The sequence below is a fragment of the Cellulosimicrobium sp. GQ32 genome, from assembly GCF_059758455.1.
The window spans coordinates 584,687-608,914 of sequence record NZ_JCAXEP010000001.1; the positions used below are offsets into that span (position 1 = coordinate 584,687).

Annotated in this window: 15 protein-coding genes; 10 read left to right on the plus strand and 5 right to left on the minus strand. The window is 74.8% G+C overall.

Annotated elements, in window-relative coordinates; translation table 11 throughout:
• Positions 1-105 precede the first annotated feature (105 nt).
• From AC6CH9_RS02450 to AC6CH9_RS02470, 5 genes are read right to left on the minus strand one after another with little or no spacing between them, the layout of a single operon-like run.
• Complete coding sequence (locus AC6CH9_RS02450; RefSeq protein ID WP_498153487.1) at positions 106-1,245, minus strand: LacI family DNA-binding transcriptional regulator; 1,140 nt, start codon at positions 1,243-1,245, stop codon at positions 106-108.
• Positions 1,245-2,459 (minus strand): sugar ABC transporter permease, encoded by a 1,215-nt coding sequence (locus tag AC6CH9_RS02455; protein WP_498153488.1) that lies wholly within the window; start codon positions 2,457-2,459, stop codon positions 1,245-1,247. Before AC6CH9_RS02455 ends, AC6CH9_RS02450 begins: the two co-directional genes overlap by 1 nt.
• Entirely contained in the window at positions 2,456-3,265 is an 810-nt protein-coding gene (locus tag AC6CH9_RS02460) for an ATP-binding cassette domain-containing protein (RefSeq protein ID WP_498153489.1), read from the minus strand. Before AC6CH9_RS02460 ends, AC6CH9_RS02455 begins: the two co-directional genes overlap by 4 nt.
• Positions 3,262-4,395, minus strand: coding sequence for a substrate-binding domain-containing protein (locus tag AC6CH9_RS02465; RefSeq protein WP_498153490.1), 1,134 nt, complete (start codon positions 4,393-4,395; stop codon positions 3,262-3,264). The genes AC6CH9_RS02460 and AC6CH9_RS02465 overlap by 4 nt, the downstream gene beginning before the upstream one ends.
• Positions 4,392-5,510, minus strand: coding sequence for an ROK family transcriptional regulator (locus tag AC6CH9_RS02470; RefSeq protein WP_141390638.1), 1,119 nt, complete (start codon positions 5,508-5,510; stop codon positions 4,392-4,394). Before AC6CH9_RS02470 ends, AC6CH9_RS02465 begins: the two co-directional genes overlap by 4 nt.
• Before the next feature lie 370 nt (positions 5,511-5,880).
• Here AC6CH9_RS02470 and AC6CH9_RS02475 point away from each other — a divergent pair, with 370 nt between their 5' ends.
• From AC6CH9_RS02475 to AC6CH9_RS02520, 10 genes are all read left to right on the plus strand, one after another.
• Complete coding sequence (locus AC6CH9_RS02475) at positions 5,881-7,179, plus strand: ABC transporter substrate-binding protein (RefSeq protein ID WP_498153491.1); 1,299 nt, start codon at positions 5,881-5,883, stop codon at positions 7,177-7,179.
• 139 nt (positions 7,180-7,318) lie between these two features.
• Positions 7,319-8,221, plus strand: a complete 903-nt coding sequence (locus AC6CH9_RS02480) for a carbohydrate ABC transporter permease (RefSeq protein WP_047233561.1) — start codon at positions 7,319-7,321, stop codon at positions 8,219-8,221.
• The gene (locus AC6CH9_RS02485; protein ID WP_498153492.1) at positions 8,218-9,126 is read left to right on the plus strand and encodes a carbohydrate ABC transporter permease; all 909 of its coding nucleotides are present in this window, start codon (positions 8,218-8,220) and stop codon (positions 9,124-9,126) included. Before AC6CH9_RS02480 ends, AC6CH9_RS02485 begins: the two co-directional genes overlap by 4 nt.
• 190 nt (positions 9,127-9,316) lie before the next feature.
• Positions 9,317-13,045 carry a glycoside hydrolase family 97 N-terminal domain-containing protein gene (locus AC6CH9_RS02490; protein ID WP_498153493.1) on the plus strand — a complete coding sequence of 1,243 codons (3,729 nt, stop codon included), beginning with the start codon at positions 9,317-9,319 and terminating at the stop codon, positions 13,043-13,045.
• A 323-nt stretch (positions 13,046-13,368) separates the two neighbouring features.
• Positions 13,369-17,343, plus strand: a complete 3,975-nt coding sequence (locus tag AC6CH9_RS02495) for a discoidin domain-containing protein (protein WP_498153494.1) — start codon at positions 13,369-13,371, stop codon at positions 17,341-17,343.
• 208 nt (positions 17,344-17,551) lie between these two features.
• A complete protein-coding gene (locus AC6CH9_RS02500; RefSeq protein ID WP_498153495.1) occupies positions 17,552-19,045 on the plus strand; it encodes an efflux RND transporter periplasmic adaptor subunit in 1,494 nt (497 codons plus the stop codon).
• Positions 19,042-19,788: an ABC transporter ATP-binding protein gene (locus AC6CH9_RS02505; RefSeq protein WP_498153496.1), complete on the plus strand. Its 747-nt coding sequence runs from the start codon at positions 19,042-19,044 to the stop codon at positions 19,786-19,788. The genes AC6CH9_RS02500 and AC6CH9_RS02505 overlap by 4 nt, the downstream gene beginning before the upstream one ends.
• Positions 19,785-21,002 carry an ABC transporter permease gene (locus AC6CH9_RS02510; RefSeq protein ID WP_498153497.1) on the plus strand — a complete coding sequence of 406 codons (1,218 nt, stop codon included), beginning with the start codon at positions 19,785-19,787 and terminating at the stop codon, positions 21,000-21,002. The genes AC6CH9_RS02505 and AC6CH9_RS02510 overlap by 4 nt, the downstream gene beginning before the upstream one ends.
• 43 nt (positions 21,003-21,045) lie before the next feature.
• On the plus strand, positions 21,046-22,062 hold the full coding sequence (locus AC6CH9_RS02515) for a hypothetical protein (RefSeq protein ID WP_498153498.1): 1,017 nt from the start codon (positions 21,046-21,048) through the stop codon (positions 22,060-22,062).
• Positions 22,055-24,079, plus strand: coding sequence for an efflux RND transporter periplasmic adaptor subunit (locus AC6CH9_RS02520; RefSeq protein ID WP_498153499.1), 2,025 nt, complete (start codon positions 22,055-22,057; stop codon positions 24,077-24,079). Before AC6CH9_RS02515 ends, AC6CH9_RS02520 begins: the two co-directional genes overlap by 8 nt.
• The last annotated feature ends 149 nt before the right edge of the window (positions 24,080-24,228 follow it).

A 24,228-nucleotide genomic window follows, 5' to 3' on the forward strand; every position in this document is an offset into this window, starting at 1 on the left:
CGTTGTCAGGGGCAGCCCGAACTTATGTGGGAGCGACGGCTTTGTCAACGCGGCCGAGGGCGTCGGGAGCGGACGGAACGGAGGGCTCGCCCCGGCGCCGTGGGCCTAGGCTCCCGGGCCGGGGACCTCGCCCGTACCCCGCACGACAAGGCGCGTGGGCACGACGACGAGACGCGGGGCCAGCTCGGGGTTCTCGGCCCGTGACACCGCGAGCGACGCGGCCTGGCGCCCCATCTCGACCACGTCGTACCCGACGACGGTCACGTCGAGCAGGTCCGCGAGCTCGAAGTCGTCGAAACCCACGAGCGCGACGTCGGCCGGGCCGCCCGCGGACGCGCGGTCGCGCAGCGCGTGGAGCGCGCCGACCGTGATCTTGTTGTTCGCCGTGACGAAGGCGGTCGGGGGCTCGGGCAGGGCCAGGAGCTCCGCCACGAACGCGCGCGCGAGCTCGGCGTCGTGGGCGCCGTCGCGCACGTACCGCGACGGGTCCTCGACGCCCGCGCCGCGCAGCGTGGCGACGAACTCGTCGCGACGCTCCTGGAACGTCCACAGCCGCGACACGTCCCCGACGAGCGCGATCCGCCGGTGCCCGTGCGCGAGCAGGTGCGTCACGGCGTCGCGCACGCCGCCGCGGTTGTCGATGACGACGGTGTCCGCGTCGACGCCCTGCGCGGGACGGTCGATGAACACGACGGGCAGGCCGTCGTCGAGCTCGCGGCGCAGCGACGAGTGGTCCGTCGACGTGGGCGTCACCACGAGCGCGCCGACGCGGCGCTCGACGAGCGCCTCCGTGAGCGAGCGCTCGCGCTCGGGCTCCTCGTCGGAGCTCGTGGTGATGAGCTGGAGCCCGTGGTGGCGCAGCTCGCGCTCGATCCCGCTCGCGAGCGCGGAGTAGAACGGGTTCGCGAGATCGCCGGTGACGAAGCCGACGAGCCGCGAGGAGCCGCCGCGCGCCAGGTCCGCCGCGACCGCGTTGCGGCGGAAGCCGAGGCGCTGCGCGGCCTCCTGCACCTTGGCCCGCGTCTGCGGCGCCACGTTCGGCTCGTCGTTGAGGACGCGCGACGCCGTCTTGAGGCTGACGCCCGCGACCTCCGCGACGGCGGCAAGGGTCGGCCGTCGGCCGCCGCGCCCTGCGTGCGGGCGCGCCGCCGTCTCCGTCGGGGTGCCCGTCCCGGAGCCCCCCGCCGTGGCAGCGCTCCCGCCCGGCGGGAGCGTGCCCGTGCTCTCCCCCTGCATCACCATCATCAGACCTCCCGTCGACCGCGGATGAGCATGTCGACGACGATAGCGAGCAGGAGCACCGCTCCGGTCACGATGTACCGCGTCGCCGTGTCGAGATTGAGCAGCGTGAGCCCGTTGGCGATCGACTGGATGACCAGCACGCCGAGCAGCGCGGACCACGCGCTCCCCCGCCCGCCGAACAGGCTCGTCCCGCCGATGACCGCCGCGGCGATCGCCGTGAGGTAGGTGTCCGCGGCGCCGGTGCCCTGGTTCGCGGCGGCGAGGCGCCCGGCCGCGAGGATCCCGCCCAGCGCGGCGAACGTGGAGCACGCGACGAAGCACGAGACGACGGTCCGCCGCACCGCGACGCCCGCGAGGAGCGCGGAGCGCCGGTTCCCGCCGACGGCGCGCACCGACCGGCCCCAGCGCGTGCGGCGCAGCAGGACGTCCACCACCACGACGAGCGCGACGAACAGCACGACCGTGTAGCCGATCCCGCGCGCGGTCCCCAGGTAGGCGACCGTGCCGACGAGGACCGCGGCGAGGACGGCGGTGCGGACCGCGATCCGGCCGAGCCCGGGGCTCGGCAGCTCCGCGCGCACGCGGCGCAGGTGGTCGACGACGCGCAGCGCGGCGTACCCGGCCACCACCACGACGACGAGCGCCCAGGCGGCGGCCGGCGCGAGGAAGCCCTGCTGCACGGTGCGCACGAGCCAGGACTCGAACGGGATGTTGATCGAGCCCGAGGGGCCGAGCACCCGGAGCTGCACGCCCGCGAGGATGAGCAGCCCGGCCAGGGTGAAGACGAACGACGCGAGCCCGAGGCGCGTGGACAGCAGCCCGTACCCCAGGCCGACCACGACGCCGACCGCGAGCGCCGCGAGGATCGCGAGGCCGACGGGCCAGTCGAGGTTGACCGTCCCGACCGCGAGCACCGCGGCGGCGAGCCCGCTCACGGAGCCGACGGACAGGTCGATCTGGCCGACGAGCAGCACGAGCACGACCCCGAGCGCGATGATCCCCGTGGGCGCGCTCTGGAGCGTGAGGTTGACCAGGTTCTCCGCCGAGAGGAAGGCCGGGTTGATCGCGCCGAGGACGACCCAGATGAGCAGCAGCGCGCCGACGATCGGAAGCATGCCGAGATGGGCGCCGCGGAGCTGCCGGACGACGCTGCCGGACAGCGCGCCGGTCGACGGGCGGTCGAGCGCGGCGCCGGACGTGCGGCCGGGGACGCTCATCGGTGCACCGCCCCGGTGCCGCCGGAGCGCCGCTCGCGCCCCGGGTCGGTCGGCCGCGCCGGGCCGCCCGGCCGCGCGGGCCGGACCGCGCCCGTCATGGCGGCGAGCAGGTCCTCGTAGGACGTGTCGCCCGCGAACTCGCCGTGCACGCGCCCGAGCCGTAGCACGAGGATGCGGTCGGCGACGGCCTGGAGGTCGCCCGCCTGGTGGCTGATGAGCACGACCGCGTGCCCGCGCTCGCGCAACTTCTCGATGAGGTTGAGCACCTCGGCCGTCTGGCGGACGCCGAGGGCCGCCGTCGGCTCGTCGAGGACGAGGACGCGCGGCGCGCCGAGCAGGGCCCGGGCCACGGCGACGACCTGACGCTGCCCGCCGGACAGCGTGCGCACGGGCTGGCGCACCGACGGCACGGTCGCGGCGAGCTGGTCGAGCAGGCCCCACGCCTCGCGCTCCATCGCGATCTCGTCGAGGAACGGGCCGCGCAGCGTCTCCTGGCCGAGGAACACGTTCTCGACGACGTCGAGGTCGTCGACGAGCGCGAGCTGCTGGAACACCGCCGCGATGCCGTGCGCGCGCGCCGCCGCGGGCGAGTCGAGGACGACGGGCGCGCCGTCGAGCAGGACCTCGCCCACGTCGGGCCGGAACGCGCCCGCGACGACGCCGGCGAGCGTCGACTTGCCCGCGCCGTTGTCTCCCACGACGGCGAGCACCTCGTGCTCGCGCACGTCGACGTCGACGTCGACGAGCGCGCGGACGCCGCCGAAGTTCTTGGAGACCCCGCGCAGGGACAGGACGGGCGCGCTCACGGGGCGGCCTCCAGGAGCCCCGCCTCGACGCACGCGTCGACGTAGTACGGGGTGCAGATCTCGTCGGTCGTGTAGACGCCGCCGTCGACGATGACGCGCTGCACGTCGTCGATCCCCACCGCGCGCGGCGCGAGGAGGAGGCTCGGGACGCCGTCGATGCTCGCGGTCGCGCGCGGGTCCTCGCCGCGCAGCACCCGGACCGCGAGCTCGGCGGCCGTGCGCGCCTGCTGGGCGGTCGCCTTGTAGACGGTCATGTACTGGTCGCCCGAGACGATGCGCTGGACCGCCGCGAGCTCGCCGTCCTGGCCCGTGGTGGGCGGGACGGGGTCGAGGCCTGCGGCCTTCATCGCGGCGATCGCGCCGCCCGCGATGCCGTCGCTCGCCGCGAAGACGCCGTCGACGCGGCCGGCGTACTGCGTGAGCTGCCCCTCGACCCACTCGGTCGCCTTGTCGGGGCTCCAGTCGGGGGTGTCGTACTCGGCGAGCACGTCGATGTCCTCTCCGTCGAAGGCTCGGTGGGCACCCGCCGCGTACTCCGCCGCGTTCGGGTCGGTCGGCGAGCCCTGGACGAACAGGACCCCCGGCCGCCGCCCGTCGGGGGGCGGGTCCTGCTCCGCGCGGTCGAGCACCGCGCCGACGAGCGCCTCCCCCATGAGGTACCCGATGAGCTCGTTGTCGAACGACACGTAGTAGTTCGCGCCCTCGACGAAGCGATCGTAGGCGATGACGGGCACCCCGAGCCGCTGGGCCTCTGCGACGATGCTCACCGCGGCGACGGCGTCCACGGCGTCGAGGACGAGGACGTCGGCCCCGCGCGCGAGCATCGACTCGGCCTGCTGCTGCTGGTTCGCGGCGTCCTGGGCGGCGTTGGCGTACAGGACCTCGCACGTGGCGCAGCGCTGCTCGACCACGCCGACGAAGGTCGGGCGGTCGGACGTCTCGTACCGCGCGGTCTTCGCCTCGGGCAGCAGGAGGCCGATGGTCCCCTCGGACGGGCCGGCGGGCTCCTCGGGCGCCGCGCACCCGGCGAGCGCGAGCAGCGCGACGACGGCGGTCGCGAGCGCGGCCGTCACGACGCCGCGCACCCGGCCGCGGGCGAGCCTGGTCCGGGCGACGGCGGTCCCGGTCATGCGCTCACCCCCAGCGACCCGCTGACGCGCGCGAGGTCGAGCGCGACGGCGAGCGCGCCGCGCACCTCGGCGGCGGACCCGAGCTCGGACGCGACGACCTGGACGGGGCCTGCGGTGCTCGGCACCGTGCGCTGCTCGAGCGCGGTGCGCAGGGGGCCGAGCAGGGCCTCGCCCGCCTCGGCGAGCTGCCCCCCGACGACGACGATCTCGGGGTCGACCAGGTTGCACAGGTTGGCGGCCGCGACGCCCAGGTGCTGACCGGCGTCGAACAGGACGCGCCGGCACCCGGGGTCGCCCTCCTGGGCACGTGCGATGACGTCGCGCAGGGTGAGAGGACCACGGCTCTCGGAGAGCATGGACAGCAGGACCCCGGCGCCGACGTACATCTCGAGGCAGCCGCGGTTGCCGCACCGGCACACCGGGCCGTTCTCGTCGATCGTCACGTGCCCGATCTCGCCCGCGACACCCGCGCGCCCGTGCACGACGCGCCCGCCCAGGACCAGCCCGCCACCCACGCCATGGGACACGCGCAGGTACGCGACGGCGTCGTGCCCGACGGCGGCCCCGAACCGGGTCTCGGCGAGCGCGCCGAGGTTGGCGTCGTTGTCCACGGTCACGGGCGCGCCGAGCTCGGCCTCCAGCATCTCGGGCACGACGACGCCGTCCCAGCCGCGCATCATGCCGACCGTCGCGATGCGGCCCGCGCGCACGTCCACGGGCGCGGGCACGCCGACGCCGACGGCGAGGAGCTCGTCGGGGGCGGCGTCGACGGACGCGACCATCTCCTCCACGAGGAGCGCGGCGCGCTGGAGCCCGGTGTCCGCGCGGTGGTCGGGGGCGAGCGGCATGCGCTGGTCGGCGAGGACGCGCATGGACGCGTCGGCGAGCGCGACGCGCATCGAGCGGGTACCGAAGTGGACGCCCGCGACGAGCCCGAGGTTGCGCGCGAGGGTGACCTGGAGCGCGCGGCGACCGCTGCGCGTGGAGGGCGAGGTGTGCAGCACGCCCGCGCCGGTGAGCTCCTTGACGATGTTGGAGACGGTGGCCGGGGACAGCCCGGTGACGCCGGCCAGCTCGATCTGCGTGAGGGAGCCACGCTGCTGGACGGCGCTCACGATCCGAGCTCGGTTGGCCTCACGCAGTGAAGTCTGCGAGCCCGGGGTCACCCGGTCAGCGCGCACGCAGGTCAGGATACCGCCGGGGCGCCCCCGTCCAGGTGGGACAGGCCGGGCGTGGACGCTGGGCCGATCTCCTGAACGAGCTGGACAGCGCTGTCACGCTAGGCCAGACTCGACGGAACCCCTGGTTGCGTGCAGGACCTGACGCGAAGATCACGATTGAGCGACGCTTGCGTTCATTTCTTGACATCAAGCCGGGACGGTCGTTGTATGGGCAGCGGGTTCGAGGGCGCGCCGGTGCGCCCGGCCGGTGCGACGTGGTCGTCCGCCGGTCCCCCACGACCGAAGAAGGCGTAGGGAAATCACGATGCGAATCGATCGCAGGACGAGCGCGACGGTGGCGACGGCCGCCCTCGTGGGTCTCGCACTCGCCGCGTGCAGCGGCGGTGGTTCCGGTGACGGGGGAACCGGCGACGGGGGCGCTTCGGGGGGCGGCGACGAGGTCGAGGTCTTCACCTGGTGGGCCGCGGGTTCGGAGAAGGCGGGTCTCGACGCGCTGGTCGGCGTGTTCAACGAGCAGCACCCCGACGTGGAGTTCATCAACGGCGCGGTCGCCGGCGGCGCCGGCTCGGCCGCGAAGGACCTCCTCCAGTCCCGACTCCAGGCGCAGGACCCGCCGGACACGTTCCAGGCGCACGCCGGCGCGGAGCTCCAGGACTACATCGACGCGGCGCAGATCGAGGACGTCTCGTCGCTGTACGACGAGTTCGGCCTCACGGACGTCTTCCCGGCCGACCTCGTCGACCGCCTCAAGTCCGACGACGGCGCGATCTACTCGATCCCGTCGAACATCCACCGCGCGAACGTCGTGTGGGCCAACCCGACGGTCCTCGAGGCCAACGGCATCGACCCGGCGGCGACGTACGAGGACCTCGACGCCTGGATGGCGGACCTCGACAAGCTCAAGGCCGCGGGCGTCACGCCGCTGTCGGTCGCGACGACGTGGACCCAGGTCCACCTGCTCGAGACGGTGCTCCTCGCCGACCTCGGCCCGGAGGCGTACAACGGCCTGTGGGACGGCTCGACCGACTGGTCGGGCGCCGAGGTGACGTCGGCTCTCGAGGACTTCGAGAAGCTCATGAGCTACACCAACACCGACCGTGACGGGCTCGACTGGCCCGAGGCGACCCAGATGGTGATCGACGGCAACGCCGCGTTCAACGTCATGGGCGACTGGGCCGTCGCGGCGTTCGAGGAGCAGGGCAAGACGCTCGGCACCGACTTCACCGCCGCGCCCGTCCCGGGCACCGACGGCGTGTTCGACTTCCTCGCCGACTCGTTCACCCTCCCGGTGGGCGCGCCGCACCCCGACGGCGCCAAGGCGTGGCTCGAGACCGTCGGCTCGCTCGAGGGCCAGGTCGCGTTCAACAAGGCCAAGGGTTCCATCCCGGCCCGCACCGACGCCGACCCGTCGGAGTTCTCCGAGTACCAGCAGACCGCGATCGAGTCGTTCGGCCAGGACACCATCGTGTCCTCGCTCGCGCACGGTGCCGCCGCGCCCGTCGCGACGCTCAACGCGATCTCCGACGCGACGAGCAAGTTCACGTCCGGCGGCTCCGACCTCGCGACCTTCCAGTCCGAGCTCGTCACCGCCACCGAGGGCTGAGACCCGTCCCCCGGATCCGCCGCGCGTCGTCGGGAGCACCCCGACGGCGCGCGGCGGCCCCGCGCGACCGGACCCCTCCCCGGGCCGCCGACGCTCACGAGCGTCGCGTCCCACGCCCCCACGACCGGGAAGACCCACCATGCTCAAGTCACTGCGACGAGCCGGCCCAGCGCTGCTGCTGCTCGCCCCTTCGCTGATCCTCGTCGGCGTGTTCGTCTACGGCCTCATCGGCGCGAACTTCCGGACGTCGATCACGGACAACCACACCGCGGCGCAGGCCACCGGACAGAAGCCGTCCGTGGTCGTCTGGTTCGAGAACTACACCGACCTGCTCGGCAGCGAGGCGTTCCAGCACTCGCTGAAGAACCTCGTCCTCTACACCGTCGTCTTCCTCGTCGGGACGCTCGTGATGGGCTTCCTCTGGGCCTGGATGCTGGACAAGCCGGTCAAGGGCGAGGGGATCTTCCGCTCGATCTACCTGTTCCCCATGGCCGTGTCGTTCGTCGCCTCCGGTGTCGTGTGGCGCTGGCTGCTGAACTCGAACCAGGGCGAGCAGGCCAGCGGCCTCAACCGGCTGTTCCAGATCGTCGGCCTCGACTTCCTGCAGAACAACTGGTGGAACAACGTCACGTGGGGCATCACGGCCATCGCGATCCCCGCCATCTGGCAGCTCTCGGGCTACGTGATGGCGCTGTTCCTCGCCGGGTTCCGCGGCATCCCCGACGAGCTGCGCGAGGCCGCCCGCATGGACGGTGCCAGCGAGTGGAAGCTGTACCGCCACGTGCTCTTCCCGCAGCTCTCGCCCATCGCGCTGTCGGCGCTCATCATCATCGGCCACATGTCGCTCAAGGCGTTCGACCTCATCATGTCGATCTCGAAGCCCGCGAACTACCAGACCAAGGTGCCGGCCGTCGACATGTACGTGTTCAAGTCGAGCTTCGACTACGCCAACGCGGCGGCCGTCGGCTCGATCCTGCTGATCATCGTGGCCGTGGTCATCGTGCCGTACCTGATCCGCACCAACCGTCAGGAGAAGCGATGACGACCGCCACCACCGAGCCGGTGCCCGCCACGCCGACCGGCACGAGCGGCCGACCCGTCGACCTGCGCCCCGACGGCGGCAAGGAGCGGTTCTCCGCCGGCCGCACGCTCAAGTACGTCGCGCTGATCTTCTTCCTCGTCATCGTCCTCATCCCCGTGTACGTGCTCTTCGTGACGAGCTTCAAGGGCGCGGGTGACGCCTCCCCGGCGCGCGCGTGGTCGCTCCCGCAGGTGTGGACGCTCGAGAACTGGCAGACCGCGTGGACCGCGCTGTCGCCCGCGATCTGGCGCACGGTGCAGATGGTCGTGCCGTCCGCGATCATCGCCGCGTTCCTCGGCTCGCTCAACGGGTTCGTGCTCTCGCGCTGGTCCTTCAAGGGCGCGAACGTCGTCTTCACGCTCATCCTCTTCGGGATGTTCATCCCGTACCAGGCCGTGATGATCCCGCTCAACCAGCTCGTGCTGGGCCTGGGCATCCCGAGCGGCGTGCCGTCGCTGATCCTGCTGCACGTGATCTACGGCATCCCGATCACGACGCTCATCTTCCGCAACTACTACATGACCGTGCCGCACGAGCTCGTCGAGGCCGCGCGCGTCGACGGCGCCGGGATGCTGCGCACGTACTGGTCGATCATCCTGCCGATCTCGATCCCGAGCTTCGTGGTCGTGCTCATCTGGCAGTTCACGTCGGCGTGGAACGACTTCCTCTTCGCCGTGTTCTTCTCGTCCAGCCAGAACGGCCCCGTGACCCTCGCGCTGAACAACCTCGCGAACGGCGCGCTGCTCCAGAACTACGGCGTCTCCATGGCCGGCGCGCTCTTCGCGTCGCTGCCGACGCTGCTCGTGTACATCGTCCTCGGCAAGTACTTCGTCGGGGGCCTCATGGCCGGCTCGGTCAAGGGCTGACCTCCGGTCGGACCGAGCGCGCGGGGGGCGGGCGGGACCTGGTCGTACCAGGTCCGGCCCGCCCCTGCGTCGTACCACCACCCACCGCACGACGGCGGCCACGCACCCCGCGACCGCCGCGCCGCGCGGCGCCCGCGCACCACCGCGGACCGCCGACGGTCCCCAGGACGACGACGTCTCAAGGAGCCCCGTGTACCGCACCTCGCACGACCCCACCCCGCCCCCACCCGCCACCCGACGACGCCCCGGCCGCCTGCTCGCCGGCGCCGCCCTCGCGCTCGCCCTCGTCGCACCCGTCGGCGCCGCGGCCCCCGCGCTCGCCGCGCCCGGCGCACCAGTCGCCTTCGCCGCCGCGCCGGCCGTCGACCGGCTCGACGGGCACGAGGTCTCGTCGCCCGACGGCAGCCTCGACCTCACGGTCGGCGTCGTCGACGGGCGCCTCACCTACGACGTCGTGCGGGACGGCACGACGACCGTCGTCGGCGCCTCCGGTCTCGGCCTCGTGCTGCGAGGCCCCGACGCCGACCTCACGTCCGGGATGACGGTCGAGTCCGTCGAGCGCGACGAGATCGACGAGACGTGGACCCCTGCGTGGGGCACGAGCTCGTCCGTGCGCAACCACGCGAACGAGCTGACCGTGCACGCGCGCCACTCCTCCGGCCTCGCGCTCGACGTCGTGGTCCGGGTGTTCGACGACGGCGTCGGGTTCCGCTACGTCCTGCCCCGCCAGGACGCGCTGGCGGGCGGACCGTTCGTCGTGACGGCCGAGCGGACCGAGTTCGCGCTGCCGACGGACCTCACCGCGTACTTCATCCGCGCCGGCAAGGACTGGAACGCGGACGAGAAGCACTACAAGGCGGCCCCGGTCGGGGAGGTCCCCGACGCGCAGACGCCCCTCACGCTCTCCCGCGGCGACGACCTGTTCCTCGCGGTCCACGAGGCCGACCTGACGGACTACGCGAGCATGACGCTCGTCCGTGGGGCGACGCCCGGGACCCTGGTGAGCGAGCTCATCGCGTTGCCGGACGGCACCAAGGCAGTGCTCGACGCGCGCGAGAAGGACGTCGTGACACCCTGGCGCACGGTGCAGGTGGGACGCGCGGCGGGCGACCTCGCCGAGTCGCACCTGGTGCAGAACCTCAACCCGCCCTGCGCCGTCTGCGACGTCGACTCCGACGGCGACGGCACCGCCGACACGGCCGACTGGATCGAGGCGGGCACGTACACCGGCGTGTGGTGGGAGCTCCAGCGCCGCGACACGACGTGGACCGCGGGCGCCAAGCACGGCGCCACGACCGCCCGGATCAAGGACTACATCGACCTCGCGGCGGACGCGGGGGCGCGGTACGTGCTCGCCGAGGGCTGGAACACCAACGCCGGGGGCTCCTGGACCAACCAGGACTTCACGACGCCGATGCCCGACGTCGACCTCGACGAGGTGCTGCGCTACGGCGCCGCGAAGGGCGTCGGGTTCGTCGCGCACAACGAGACCCGCGGCTACGTCGACTACTACGACCAGAACATCGAGCGGATCTTCTCCCAGTACGAGGAGTGGGGGATCCACGCGATCAAGACGGGCTACGCGACCCGCTTCCAGCTCGGCGGTGTCAACCGCAGCCACTACGACCAAGAGGCCGTGAAGCACTACCAGCGCGTCGTCGAGGCGGCGGCGCGGCACGGCATCTCCGTCAACGCGCACGAGGCGATCAAGCCCACGGGCAAGGACCGCACCTGGCCGAACATGATGACCGGCGAGGGCGTCGCGGGCATGGAGCAGCAGAACTACATGGGCGCGAACGGCAACCCGCCGGAGCAGGCGACCATCCTGCCGTTCACGCGCTGGATCGGCGGCCCGGCCGACTACACGCCGGGGGTCCTCGACGTGCTGTGGGACCCGGCAGGGCTCAACACGCGGGTGCAGACGACGACCACCACTCAGCTCGCGCTCTACACGACCTTCTACAGCCCGCTCCAGATGCTCGCGGACACGCCCGAGAACTACGCGAAGCACCCCGAGGCGTTCGAGTATCTGCGCGGGATGCCGGCGACGTGGGACGAGTCGCGCGTGGACGCGCAGATCGGCGACCACGTCACGACCGCCCGCCGCAGCGGCGACACCTGGTACGTCGGCGTCGTGACCGACGAGGTCGACCGCACGCTCGACGTCCCGCTGGACATGCTCGACGACGGCGTCACGTACGTCGCGGAGGTCTGGGCCGACGCCCAGGAAGCGAGCTGGAAGGGCAACCCCACCGCGGTCGAGGTCACGCGGTCCCTCGTGACCTCGGACGACGTCCTCAGCGCGTCGCTCGTCGGGGCGGGCGGGCAGGCGGTCCGGCTCCGGCCCGCCACCGCGGAGGACCTCGCCGCGCTGGCGCCGTACGAGCGGGCTCGTCTCGACCTCGCGGGCGCACCGGAAGCCGTGTTCGACCCGGCCTCCGGCACCGTGCACGTCTCGGCCGAGGTCGCCAACGCGGGGACCACGGTCGCCGAGGCGCACCTGGTCCTCGACGGCGAGACGGTCGCGGGCACGACCACGCGGGTCGGCGGCCGCCAGACCCGGGAGCTCTCGTTCACGCTCGACGCGGCCGACGTCTCCTACGCGGAGCACAACGAGCTCGCCGTCGCCGGGGTGGACGGCGCGACGGGCGAGCCCGCCCGGGCGGCGCTCCTGCCGTACCCGGACGGCGCCGCCCTGGAGGCCCTCGTGGCCGCAGCCCGCGCGGACGGCGGTCTCGACGCCGCGACGGCGAGGCTGCTCTCGAGCCGCGTCGGAGCGCTCGTCGCCGCTGCGGCCGACGCCGACCTGGGCGCCGCCCGGGTCGCCGCCCAGAGCGTGCGGACGGTCCTGCTCACGCGGTCGACCGAGCAGGTCGGGGGCTCCGCGCTCGCGACGCTCGACGCCGCGGTCGCGCCGTGGCTCGGCGAGCGGGTCGGGCTGCCGCACGTGCTCGCCACGCTGCACGCGGCCGAGGAGGCGGGCGACCTCGCGGAGAGCGACGCCGCCGCCGCGCGCGCGCCGCTGGCCGCCGCGGTCCGTGCCGCGACGCGCGACGACGACGCGGCCGTGGGCAGGGCCCTCGACCGGGCGGCCGCCGCGCTCGCCGCGCTGCCCGCCGGGCCCGCGGTCGAGACCCTGGGCGGGCTCGTCGCGGCCCAGCGCGAGGAGCTCGTGCTCGAGGCCGAGGCCGGGACGCTGAGCGGGGGCGCGATCACGACGACCGAGCACCCCGGCTACACGGGCACCGGGTTCGTGCGGACCCTCAGCCGTGAGGGCGCGGCCTTCGCCGTGGACGTCGCGGGCGTCGCGCCGGGAACCACCTATGAGGTGAGCTTCCGCTACGCCAACGGCATGGTCGTCGCGCCGCTCGACCGCCAGCTCTCGCTCACCGTCGACGGGGCCTCGGCCGGCCCGGTCCCGTTCCCGAACCTCGGCCAGGACGCCGAGCGGTGGCGGCGCTGGGGCTTCACGGAGCCCGTCCGCGTGGCCGTGGGCGAGGGCACGACGCGCGTCGGCCTGCGCTACGACCGCGGCGACACGGGCAACGTGAACGTGGACCACGTGCGGCTCGTGCCGGACCGCGGGGTCGTCGTCGGGTCGGCCGGGGGCGCTGCCGGGGCCGCCGCCGACGTCCGGGTCGAGGTGCAGCCGCGGTGCCTGGCGGGCAAGGCGTACGTCGCCCTGCGCGCGCTCAACGGCGAGGACGTCCCGGTCGCGCTCACGCTCGACCTGGCGACCGCGTTCGGCGAGCGCACGGTCTCCGACGTCGTGCCCGGCGCGTCCGGCTACCAGTCGTTCGCGACGCGGGCGCGGGCCGTCGAGGCGACGACCGCGGTCGTCACCGCCCACGGCGAGCTGGGCGGAGAGCCCGTGGACGCGCAGGTCCCGGTCGACGTGCCCGCCGTCGACTGCGGCTGAGCGGACCGCCCGGTCGGTCGTCTCGACGGCCGACCGGGCGAAGTCCGCGGCGCTCCCTTCACTCCGGGGAGAACCCCGCCTATACTCACTCTCGACAGCGCTGTCAGGTGGCCTCGTGCCACAGCGTGCGACGTCGCACCACCTGAGAGGAACCACCCTGTGAACACCCCCCGCCCCGCCTGAGCAGCGCCCCCGACCCGCGCGGGGGCGCCGGTCGTCCGACCCTGGACCGACGCTCCCCGCGCGAACCCCGCACCACCCGCACGCGTACCACCCGACCGAGCACCAGCACCGTTGCCGCTCGACGACGCCCGGAGGCCCCCATGACCCGACCACCCGCCCCGCCACCCGGACGGCGCGCCCGCCGCCGCGCCACCGCCGTCGTCGCGCTCGCGACCGCCGGGGCCCTGCTGCTCACGCCGGCGGTCGCGCAGGGAGCACCGTCGGCCGCCTCGCCCGCGACCGCCACGGCGGCAAACGACGCCGCACCCGCGTTCGGCGCCCCCGACGCGACGGCTGCCGACTACTACGGTGCGCTGCTGCGCCACACCCGCTGGGTCGAGTCCGTCTGGGACCCGTCGGCCGGGGTGTACCAGCTCAAGGACTTCAACTTCGCCGTCGTGCTGGGCAACGCGGTGCTCCTCACCCACGGCGAGTACGACGCCGAGCTCGCGGGCGTCTCCGAGGAGACGCTCCGCGCGCACACGCTCGCCACGATCCGGCACTACGCGGCGACCAACCGGTTCGTCGACCCGGCGGGCACGTGGGGCAAGAGGCTGTTCTGGGACTCGACGTTCCAGTCCTACTTCCTCGCGGCCGGGACCCTCCTGTGGGACGAGCTCGACGCGACGACGCAGGCCAACCTCACGACCATCGCGACCGGCCAGTCGAAGTACACCGCCGACCTCGACTTCGGCAAGGACCCGCTCTCCGGTTCGTGGACCGCCGACTGGCCCACGGGCAAGCACGAGGGCGACACGGCGCAGGAGGAGGTCGGCGTCTACACGCAGGCCCTCGCGCCCGGCCTCGCCTGGGCGCCCGACGACCCCGACGCCGCGCGCTGGGCCGAGCAGCTCGGCGACTGGGGCCGCAACGCGGCGGGCCAGCCGACGGCCGACCGCAACAACCCGGCTGTCGTCGCGGGCAAGCCCGTGTCGTCGAACACCATGCAGACCATCCACGACACGTACCTCGTGGAGAACCACGGGTCGTTCGGCCCGCACTACCAGTCCGACATCTGGCGGTCCGGCGGTCGCAACGCGATCCACTTCCTGCTGCGCGACGAGCCGCTGCCGGAGATCCTCACGCACCAGCCCAACTCGGCGGAGCTGTGGGAGTCGATCAAGCTCGTCATGTCCGACGCGGGCGAGCCGTTCATGCCGATGGTCGCCGACCGCGAGTTCCTCTACGGCCGCGACGCCATCCCCATGGCGTTCCTCGGCCAGGTGCTGCGCGACCCCGACGCCGCGCGCGCCGAGGCGAACCTCGCCGCGGCGCTCGAGGACTACCAGTCGTACGCGCCGGTCTACCGGCTCGCCAAGTTCTCGGGCGAGCCCAAGTACGAGCCCGAGGCGCGCGCGGAGATCGCGATCTCCTACCTCCTGCACGTGGAGGCCGCCGAGTCGCCCGAGGGCCCCGTGGAGCCGACGCCGCAGGACGAGTTCTTCGAGCGCCTCGCCGGGGTGCGCGACTTCGGCGCCGGGCCGGGCCTGACCGTGCAGCAGACGTCGGACGCCTGGGCCGCGGCGTCGAGCCGCAAGGGCTTCGTCAAGTTCCCCTGGGTCCCGTCGCACGACTCGTGGCTGTTCCACGTCTCGGGCTCGACCCCGTACCTCTACCCCACGACCGGTGCCACGGTCGACGAGCGGCACGTGACGACGTACACCGGGGCGCGCGACGGCTTCGAGGGCACGTCGTCGGTCTTCCGGATCGGCGGCGGGTACGCGGGCCAGGTCACGCTCCCGACGGGCGCCGCCGTCTACGCGTCGACCGGCGCAGGGACGGAGGACGCGAGCCTGTCCGTCCGCAACCTCGACATGAACGGCTACTCCGGGCTCGACGGGTCGCGCACGTACACGACCGCCGAGGGCGAGACCACCGCGACGCTCCCCGTCACCCGTCCCGCCGACCCGGCGGACGCCAAGGCGGCGCGCGTCGACGACCTCACGTTCGCGCCCGTCACGGCGCGGTACGTGCGGCTCCTCGGACAGCAGGGCCACCCGCAGTACGGCTACTCGATGTTCGCGTTCCACGCCTACGGCGCCGACGAGGGGTCCGCGACCGACCTCGCGGCCGGCAAGGTCGCGACGGCGTCGAGCCAGGACACGGCAGGCGGCCGCACCGCGGCACGCGTGACCGACGGCAACCCGTCGACCCGCTGGGCCGTCGCGGTCGGCGAGCGCACGCGCCCCGACTCGTGGATCCAGGTGGACCTCGGCGAGGAGACCACCGTGGGCGGCGTGCGGTTCGCGTGGGAGGCGAGCGCGGGCGCGCGGTACCTCGTCCAGACGTCGACCGACGGCCAGACCTGGACCACCGCGACCGCGTACGGCAAGGCCCCGGCGGACGTGAACGTCGCGCGCCTCGACACCGTCGACCTCACCCCGGAGGGCGCGGACGAGCCCGCGCCGGTGACCACGCGCTACGTCCGCATGCAGGGCGTGCGCGGCGACGCCGCGTACGGCTACTCGCTCTACCACCTGCGCGCGTTCTCGCCCACGGGGACGGAAGTCGCCGCGGGCAAGCCGGCCACGGCGTCGAGCGCCAACGGGTCGAACCCCGCGAGCGCCGTCACCGACGGCTCCGCCACGACCCGCTGGGCCGTGGCGGTCGCGGACCGCACCAAGCCCGACTCGTGGGTCCAGGTCGACCTCGGCGCGCCCACCGCGGTGAGCCAGGTGCAGCTCGGCTGGGAGGTCGCCGCAGGCCAGGAGTACCGCGTCCAGACGTCGCTCGACGGGCAGACGTGGCACGACGCCGCGTCGTTCCGGTACACGGGCGACCAGGTGCTGAGCAGCGAGGGCGACTGGCTCAACGTCGAGGGCGAGGCCGGGTTCGTCGTGCGCGGCTCGGACGCGCCCGTGACCGTGTCGCGCGCGAGCGACACGCGGCACGTCGTGCGGCTCACGGACGGCGCGACCGGCCCCCGGCTCGTCGAGATGGTCCCGGGCGACGCCGCGGCGACCGCCGCCCAGGCCGGGGCCCGCGTGCCGACGTCCGAGGACCCCACGGTGCTCGTCAGCGCCGTCGACGGGTACGTCGTGGCGTTCAACCTCACCGGCGCCGACGTCGCGACGACGCTCACCGTCCCGCACGACGGCGGGGCCGTCCCCGTGTACGCCGGCACGCAGACGGTCGGCGCGGACGCGTCGACGCTCGACGTCACCGTCCCGGCGGGCGACGCCGTCGTGCTCGCGCCGCGCGCGACGGTCGCCACGGCCGCCGGGCAGGCTCCCGCGGGGGTGACGGTCGCCGTCGCCGACGCGCGCTCGTTCCGCGTCAGCGGCGACGGGGCGCCGGTCGAGCTGCGCCACGCCGAGACGGGCGCGACCCGCACGGTCGGGGCGACGCCGTCGGGCACGCGCGTCACGTTCCGGGACGCGACGCCGTTCCCGGTCCCGGACCGCGCGCTGAGCACCCTCACGTTCCCCGCGTCCGTGCTGCCCGAGGGCATGACGTCGCCGTCGCTCGCCGTGGACGGCGACGCCGCCACGGCGTGGGTCCCCGGCCCGGACGGCCGTATGGTCACCGACCTGGGCGCACAGCGCGAGATCGGCACCGTCGTCGCCGCGTGGGAGCGCGGCGGGGCGCCGGAGTCCGTCGTCTCCGTGAGCGACGACGGCCTGACCTTCACCGACGTCGGCACGATCGGCGCCGGTGACGTGCGCGGCTCGCTCGACGTCGACCGCACGACCCGTTACGTCGCGCTGAGCACGTCGTGGCAGGACGGCGACCCCGGGCTCACCGCGCTGCGGGTGCTCGCACCCGGTGCGGCGGACCCGTCGTCGCCGGCGGCGGTCGCCGTCACCGCGACGGCCGAGGTCCGCTGCCTCGGCGGCAAGCCGTACGTCGCCGTGCGGGTCGTGAACGACGACGACGCGCGCCTCGACGTCGAGGTCGCCACGCCGTGGGGCTCGAAGAGCTTCCCGTCCGTGGCCCCCGGCAAGAACGCGTACCAGTCGTTCGCCGTCCGCGGCGACGCCGACGGCGCGCTGGAGGTCACCGCCGTGCCGGCGGACGACGCCGACGAGCGCGAGACCGTCGCGACGCCGGAGCACGGCCGGCCGACCTGCGGCTGACCCGCGACTGACCCGCGACTGACCCACCCCGAACCCGGGGTCGCTCCCCGATCCACCTCCGGATCGAGGAGCGACCCCGGGTTCGGCACGTCCGGGTGCGTGCGCTCATAGGCTCCGCACAGCCGCGCGCTACGTTCGCCCCAACCTGCCTCCCTAGCCTCCCGATCGACCGCCGCCGCCCGGGTGGCACCGAGCCAGGGAGACGAGGGTGCTCCAGCAGCGCACACGGTCGTCCGCGACCGCACCGAGGGGGACCTCCCCCGACCATCCGCCCGGCCCCTCGGCGGGTACCGACCCCGAGGCGGGGGACGGTCCCGGCGACGGCACGACGTCCGACGGGGCCTCCCCGGGCACCGTCGGCACGCGCCGCGAGCGCCTCGCGCGCCGCCTCCGCGGCCCGCGCCCGCGCCGTCGTGCGCTCGTCGTCGGCGCGGTCGCCCTCGTCGTCGTCGCCGCGCTCGTCGTCTACCTCACGATCCTGCGGCCCCGTGCGTCGGCGGCGCAGGAGGCCGGCGCGGCGCAGCCCGTCACCGCGCAGGCGACCGCGGCCACGTTCGAGCAGACCGTGACGACCACGGGCACGCTCACCCCGAGCGTCCAGGAGGACGTCTCGTTCGCGGCGGCGGGCACCGTGCTGACGGTCGAGGTCGCTGCGGGCGACACGGTCGAGGCGGGCCAGACGCTCGCCACCATCGACACCCTCCAGCTCGACGCCGCGCTCGCGCAGGCGGACGCCGACCTCGCGCAGGCGCAGGCCGACCTCGCGGACGCGCGGGAGTCGGACGACGGCAGCGACGCCGCCGGGGCGGCGGTCGAGGCGCGGGAGTCCGCCGTGGCGGTCGCGCAGCAGGCCTCCGACGACGCCGCCGCGGCGATGGCCGACGCGACCCTGACCGCCCCGGCCGCCGGTCTCGTGACGTCGGTCGGCGTCGCCGTCGGCGACGTGGTCGGCTCGACGGGCTCGTCCGCGTCGACCGGGTCGGGCTCGCCCGGCGGCACCGGCACGGTGCCCGGGGCGTCGACCGGCGGGTCGGGCAGCAGCGCGACGTCGGGCTCGTCGGACACCGCGGCGTTCACGATCGTGGGCACCGACGCGTGGAGCGTCGACGTGAGCGTGGGCGAGGCGGACGTCACGGCGATCGAGACGGGCGACCAGGTCGAGATGACCTCGGACGACCTCGCCGGCACCGTGTTCGGCACGGTGAGCGAGATCGGCCGCCTGCCGTCCACGACCCAGGGCGCGGTCGCCTACCCAGTCTCGGTCGCGGTCACCGGCAGCCCCGAGGGCCTGTACGACGGCGTGAGCGTCGACGTCTCGATCGTCACCGAGCGCCGCACCGACGTGCTCTCCGTCCCCGCCGCCGCGGTCTCGACGAACGACGACGGCGCGTCCGTGGTCACGCTCGTGGCCGACGACGGTTCCACCTCCGAGCAGGTCGTCGAGACCGGCGAGACGTCGGGCCAGTCCGTCGAGATCGTCTCGGGTCTCACCGAGGGCGACACGGTGCAGTACACGGCGTTCACGCCCGGCGCGGGCCGGGGGCAGGTCGGCGAGCAGGGCGGCACCGGCGGGCAGGGGTTCCCCGAGGGCTTCGACCCGTCCCAGCTTCCGATGGGCGGGCAGGGCGGCGGCCAGGGTCTCCCCGAGGGGTTCGACCCGTCCCAGCTCGGCGCCCGCCCCGGCCAGGGCGGCAACTCGTGACCGCGGCGGCGACCGCCGTCGGGCACGCGGACCGGGCCACGACGCCGGGGCCCGCGCCCGTCATCGACCTGCGCGACGCACGCAAGACCTACCGCACGGGCGACCTCGAGTTCGAGGCGCTGCGCGGCGTCGACCTGCGGATCGAGCGTGGTGAGTACGTGGCGATCGTCGGCCCGTCCGGCTCGGGCAAGTCGACGCTCATGAACGTGCTCGGCTGCCTCGACACGCTCACCTCGGGCACGTACCTGCTCGCGGGCGACGACGTGGCCGACATGGACGAGACCGACCTCGCGAGCGTGCGCAACGAGCAGATCGGGTTCGTGTTCCAGCAGTTCAACCTGCTGCCGTCGCTGTCGGCGCTGCGCAACGTCGAGCTCCCGCTCGTGTACCGGGGCGTCGCCCCGGCGGAGCGCCGTGACCGGGCCGCGGAGGCGCTCGCGCGCGTGGGGCTCGCGGACCGCACCGCGAACCGCCCCGGCCAGCTCTCGGGCGGCCAGCAGCAGCGCGTCGCCGTCGCGCGGGCGCTCGTCGGCGAGCCGGCGCTCGTCCTCGCGGACGAGCCGACGGGGAACCTCGACTCGCGCTCGACGGCGGACGTGCTCGACCTCCTCGACGCGCTGCACGCGCAGGGCCGCACGATCGTCCTCATCACGCACGAGCACGAGGTCGCGCAGCGGTCCCGGCGGGTCGTGCGCGTGCTCGACGGGCTCGTGACGTCGGACGAGCGGGTGGTCGCGGCATGAGCTGGACCGAGACCGCCGCCACGGCGTGGCACGCGATCCGCGCGCACACGATGCGCTCGCTCCTCACGGTGCTCGGCATCCTCATCGGGATCGCCGCCGTGATCCTCACGGTCGGGCTCGGGCTGGGGACGCAGAAGGACGTGTCCGAGTACATCAGCGCGCTCGGGTCGAACCTGCTCATCGTCACCCCGGGGTCGTCCACGGACTCCGCGGGGATCCGCGGCGGGTTCGGCTCCGCCTCGACGCTCACCGTCGCCGACGCGGAGGCCCTCGCCTCGCAGGTCGCGGTGCCCGACGTCGCCGCCGTCACCGCCGAGAAGGAGTCCTCGCAGTCGCTCGAGGCGGGCGACGCCAACTGGACGACGACCGTCGTCGGCGTCACGGGCGACTGGCTCGAGGTGCGCTCGCGCGAGCTCGCGTCCGGGGAGTTCGTCGACCCCGCGTCGACCGACGAGGTCGTCCTGGGTCCCGAGACGGCGACCGAGCTGTTCGGCCGGACGGACGTCGTCGGCCGCACGGTGAGCATCGCCGGCACGACGTTCGACGTCGTCGGCGTGCTCGCGGCGGCCGGGTCGAGCGCGTCGACCAACCTCGACGACACGGCCGTGGTGTCCCTCACCGCGATGACGTCGGCCGTCACGGGCGGCACCGACACGTCCGTCAGCACCATCTATCTCCAGGCGACCGGCACGGACGCGATCTCCGCGGCCTACCAGGAGGCGCAGTCGCTGCTCCTCGCGCTGCACGGCGCGAGCAGCGCGGACGCGGCCGACTTCACGATCGACTCCCAGGACTCGCTCGTGTCCACCGCGACGTCGGTCTACCGCACCCTCACCGTCCTGCTCGCCGGGGTCGCGGGGCTGTCCCTGCTCGTGGGCGGCATCGGCGTCATGAACATCATGCTCGTGTCCGTCACCGAGCGGACGCGCGAGATCGGCCTGCGCAAGGCGCTCGGCGCCCCGCCCGGCGCGATCCGTCGCCAGTTCCTCACCGAGGCGTCGATCCTCGGCGTGACCGGCGGCCTCGTCGGCGCGCTCCTCGGCGTCGTCGCCGCGCTCACGCTCCCCGCGGCACTGGGCTCGTCGATCGTCGTCTCGCCCCTCGCGGTCGGCGGCTCGATCGCCGTCGCGCTCGCCATCGGGCTCGTGTTCGGCGTCTACCCCGCCGTGCGCGCCGCGCGGCTCGCCCCCATCGACGCGCTGCGCAGCGAGTGACCGCCTGCCCTCAGCGCCCCACCATCCCGAACCGGAGGCTCCCATGACCCCGCGCACCACCGCTCCCCCGCCCCCTCGTCCCACCGCCGACGCCCTGACCGGCCCCGTACCCGTCGGGGATCCCCGGCGACGCTCGCGCGCCGCGCTCGTCGCGGCGGGCGCCGTCGGGCTCGCCCTCGCCCTCACGGCCTGCTCGGCGTCCGACGCCGCGACCCCCGACCCCGCGACGTCCGCCTCGTCCGCCGGGGACGGTGCTCCCGACGCCGCGCTCCCGGGCGGTGGCGGTCGCACGCCCGGCGTCTCGGGCGAGGTCGCCGCCGTCGACGGCACGACGGCGCAGGTCCAGGACGGCGACTCCCAGACCGCGGTCTCGTGGTCCGACGGCACGACCGTCACCGTGACCGTGGACGGCACGCTCGCCGACGTCGCCGTCGGGTCGTGCGTCGTGGCCCTGACCGGCTCCCCGGGCGGCACGCCCGGGGACGAGAGCGACGACACGACCGACGACGCGGCGGCCGCGACCGTGTCCGTGAGCGAGCCGGTCGACGACTCGTGCGCCGGCGGCCCGGGGGGCGGCTTCCCGGGCGGCGGGTTCCCCGACGGAGCGCCGAGCGACCTCCCCACCGACCTGCCCGAGCGGCCGGACGGCGCACCGACGGACCTGCCGTCCGGCGCACCCGACGGCGAGGGGCGCCCCGGTGGCGGCTTCGGCGGCCTGACGACCGGGCTCGTCACCGCGGTCGACGGCACCACGATCACGGTGACCACGACCACGCCCGAGGGCGAGAGCGGCGAGGAGACCGTGACGGTCGACGACGCGACCGCCTACACCGTCCAGCGCACCGGGTCGGGCGACGACGTCGTCGTCGGGCAGTGCGTCACCGCGCAGGGCGAGAGCGGGGACGACGGCACGCTCACCGCGACGAGCCTGACCCTCTCCGCGCCGGGCGACGACGGCTGCACGAGCGGATTCCCCGGCGGTCGTGAGGGCTTCCCCGGCGGCCGCGACGGCCAGGGGCGCGGCCAGGGCGACCAGGGCTCCGGTGACGGCGATGCGTGACGCGGTCGTCCGCCGGCGCCGCCGGTCACGGCGCCACCGGCTCGTCGCGGCGGGGGTGGCGCTCGCGGTGGTGGGCGCAGGCGGCACCGCCTACGCGCTGCGTCCCACGGACACCCGGTACCGCACCGCGACCGTCGCGACGGGCGACGTCGCGCAGCAGGTGTCCACGAGCGCCACGGTCGCGTCGGCGGCCCGCGCGGACGCGACGTTCGGCACGTCGGGAACGGTCGCGACCGTCGCCGTCGCGCCGGGCGACCGCGTCGAGGCGGGTGACGTCCTCGCGACCCTGGACACCGACGACCTCCGGGACGCGGTCGACGACGCGCAGCAGACGCTCGCCGACGCGCAGCGGACGCTGGCGGACGACCTCGAGGCGCAGGCGTCGGGCGCCTCGTCGACGACCTCCGCGTCCGGCGCGTCCGGCACCGGGGCCGTGGGCGCGAGCTCTGCGGCGGGCCCCGCGGTCCTGGTCGTCGGCACCTCGAGCACCGGCGAGACGCGGGCCGTGGCCGTGGACGCGAGCAGCGCCGACGCACCGGAGCGGGCAGTCGCCGCCGCGCGCGACGCGCTCGCCGCCGCGCAGGCGGACGTGCAGGCGGCGCAGGACGCCCTGCTCGCCGGCTACGCGTCCGTCGAGGACGCGGTGCTCGCCGGCACGACGGCGCTCGGCGCCTCCGGGGCGGCCGTCGAGGCTGCGACGGGCGACCAGGGCGCGTGCGCCGTCGTCCTCGGTGCCGACGCCGCCGCGGCGGCCACCGCCGACGACCTCGCCGCGTGCGCCGCGGCGGTCGTCGCCGCGCAGGAGGCGCTGGTCGCGACAGATGCCGCCCAGCGGACGACGGGCACGGCGCAGGGTGTGCTCGTCGACCTCGTCGCCGACCTCGACGACACCGTCGCCACGCTCGGCGAGCGGTCCGCCGCGCTCGACGCCGCGGTCCAGGCCCTCCTCGACGCGCAGGAGGCGGGGTCCGGGGCCGGGAGCACCGGCGGGACCGGGGGCACCGGCGGGACCGGGGGCACCGGCGGGAACGGGGGCTCCGGGGGCTCAGCGACGCCCGGCCCGGGCACCGCCGCGCCGTCGGGGGGCGGCTCCGGCACACCCTCGGGCGGGACGTCCGGCGCGGCGCCGGGAGGCACGTCGGGCGGCTCGTCCGGTGGCGGCGACCAGCCCTCCGCGGGATCCGCGCCGTCGGGGAGCGGCACGACCGGGCGCGCGACGTCGTCGGGCACCGTCACGGCCGAGCGCATCCTGGCCGACCGCGCCGCCGTGACGGTCGCGGAGCGGCAGGTGGACGTGGCGGAGGCCGCCGCCGCCGCGGGCACGCTCACCGCACCGATCACCGGGACCGTGGCGCAGGTCGACGTGGCCGCCGGGACGTCGGTCGGCACGAGCGACGCCGCGGTGACGATCCTCGGCGACGACGGGTACGTGCTGTCGTCCACGCTCGACCTCGCGGACGTGAAGGTCGTGGCGGTCGGCCAGGCCGTCACGGCGACCGTCCCGGCGACCGGCGCCGAGTACACGGGGACGGTGAGCAGCATCGCGGTGCTCAGCGACTCCCAGACCTCGGCCCCGTCCTACGCGGCGACCGTCGCGCTCGACCCGGTCGACGGCGAGCTGCCGGAGGGCGCGTCCGCGGCCGCCACCATCGCCGTCGCCGCCGTGGACGACGTGCTCGTCGTGCCCACGTCCGCCGTCGCGGCCGACGGGTCGGCGCGCACGGTGCGGCTGCTCGACGGCGCCGACGTCCGCACCGTGACCGTGACGACGGGCGCCGTCGGGCCGGAGCTCACCGAGATCACGGACGGTCTCTCGGCCGGTGACGAGGTCGTGCTCGCGGACCTCGCCCAGCAGCTCGTCCAGGACGACGACGAGTCGTCGGGGCTGACCGGGCTCGGCTCGGACGGGTCGGACGCGCGCGGGGGCTTCCCGGGCGGGGACGTCCCCGGCGGGGGCTTCCCCGGCGGCGGGTTCCCGCAGGGTGGCGGCGGGTTCGGCGGTCCGCCGTCGGGCTGAGCGCCGTGGCCCAGGGACGCCGTCGGTGCGGCGGGCAGGTCGGGACCTTCGACCGGTCCGACGCACCGGGCGGCGGCGCTACGTTCGAGGTCCTGGCAGCGCGGCGGGCGAACCCCGACCCGTCGGACTGCCGGGCCGTCGTGCGTCGG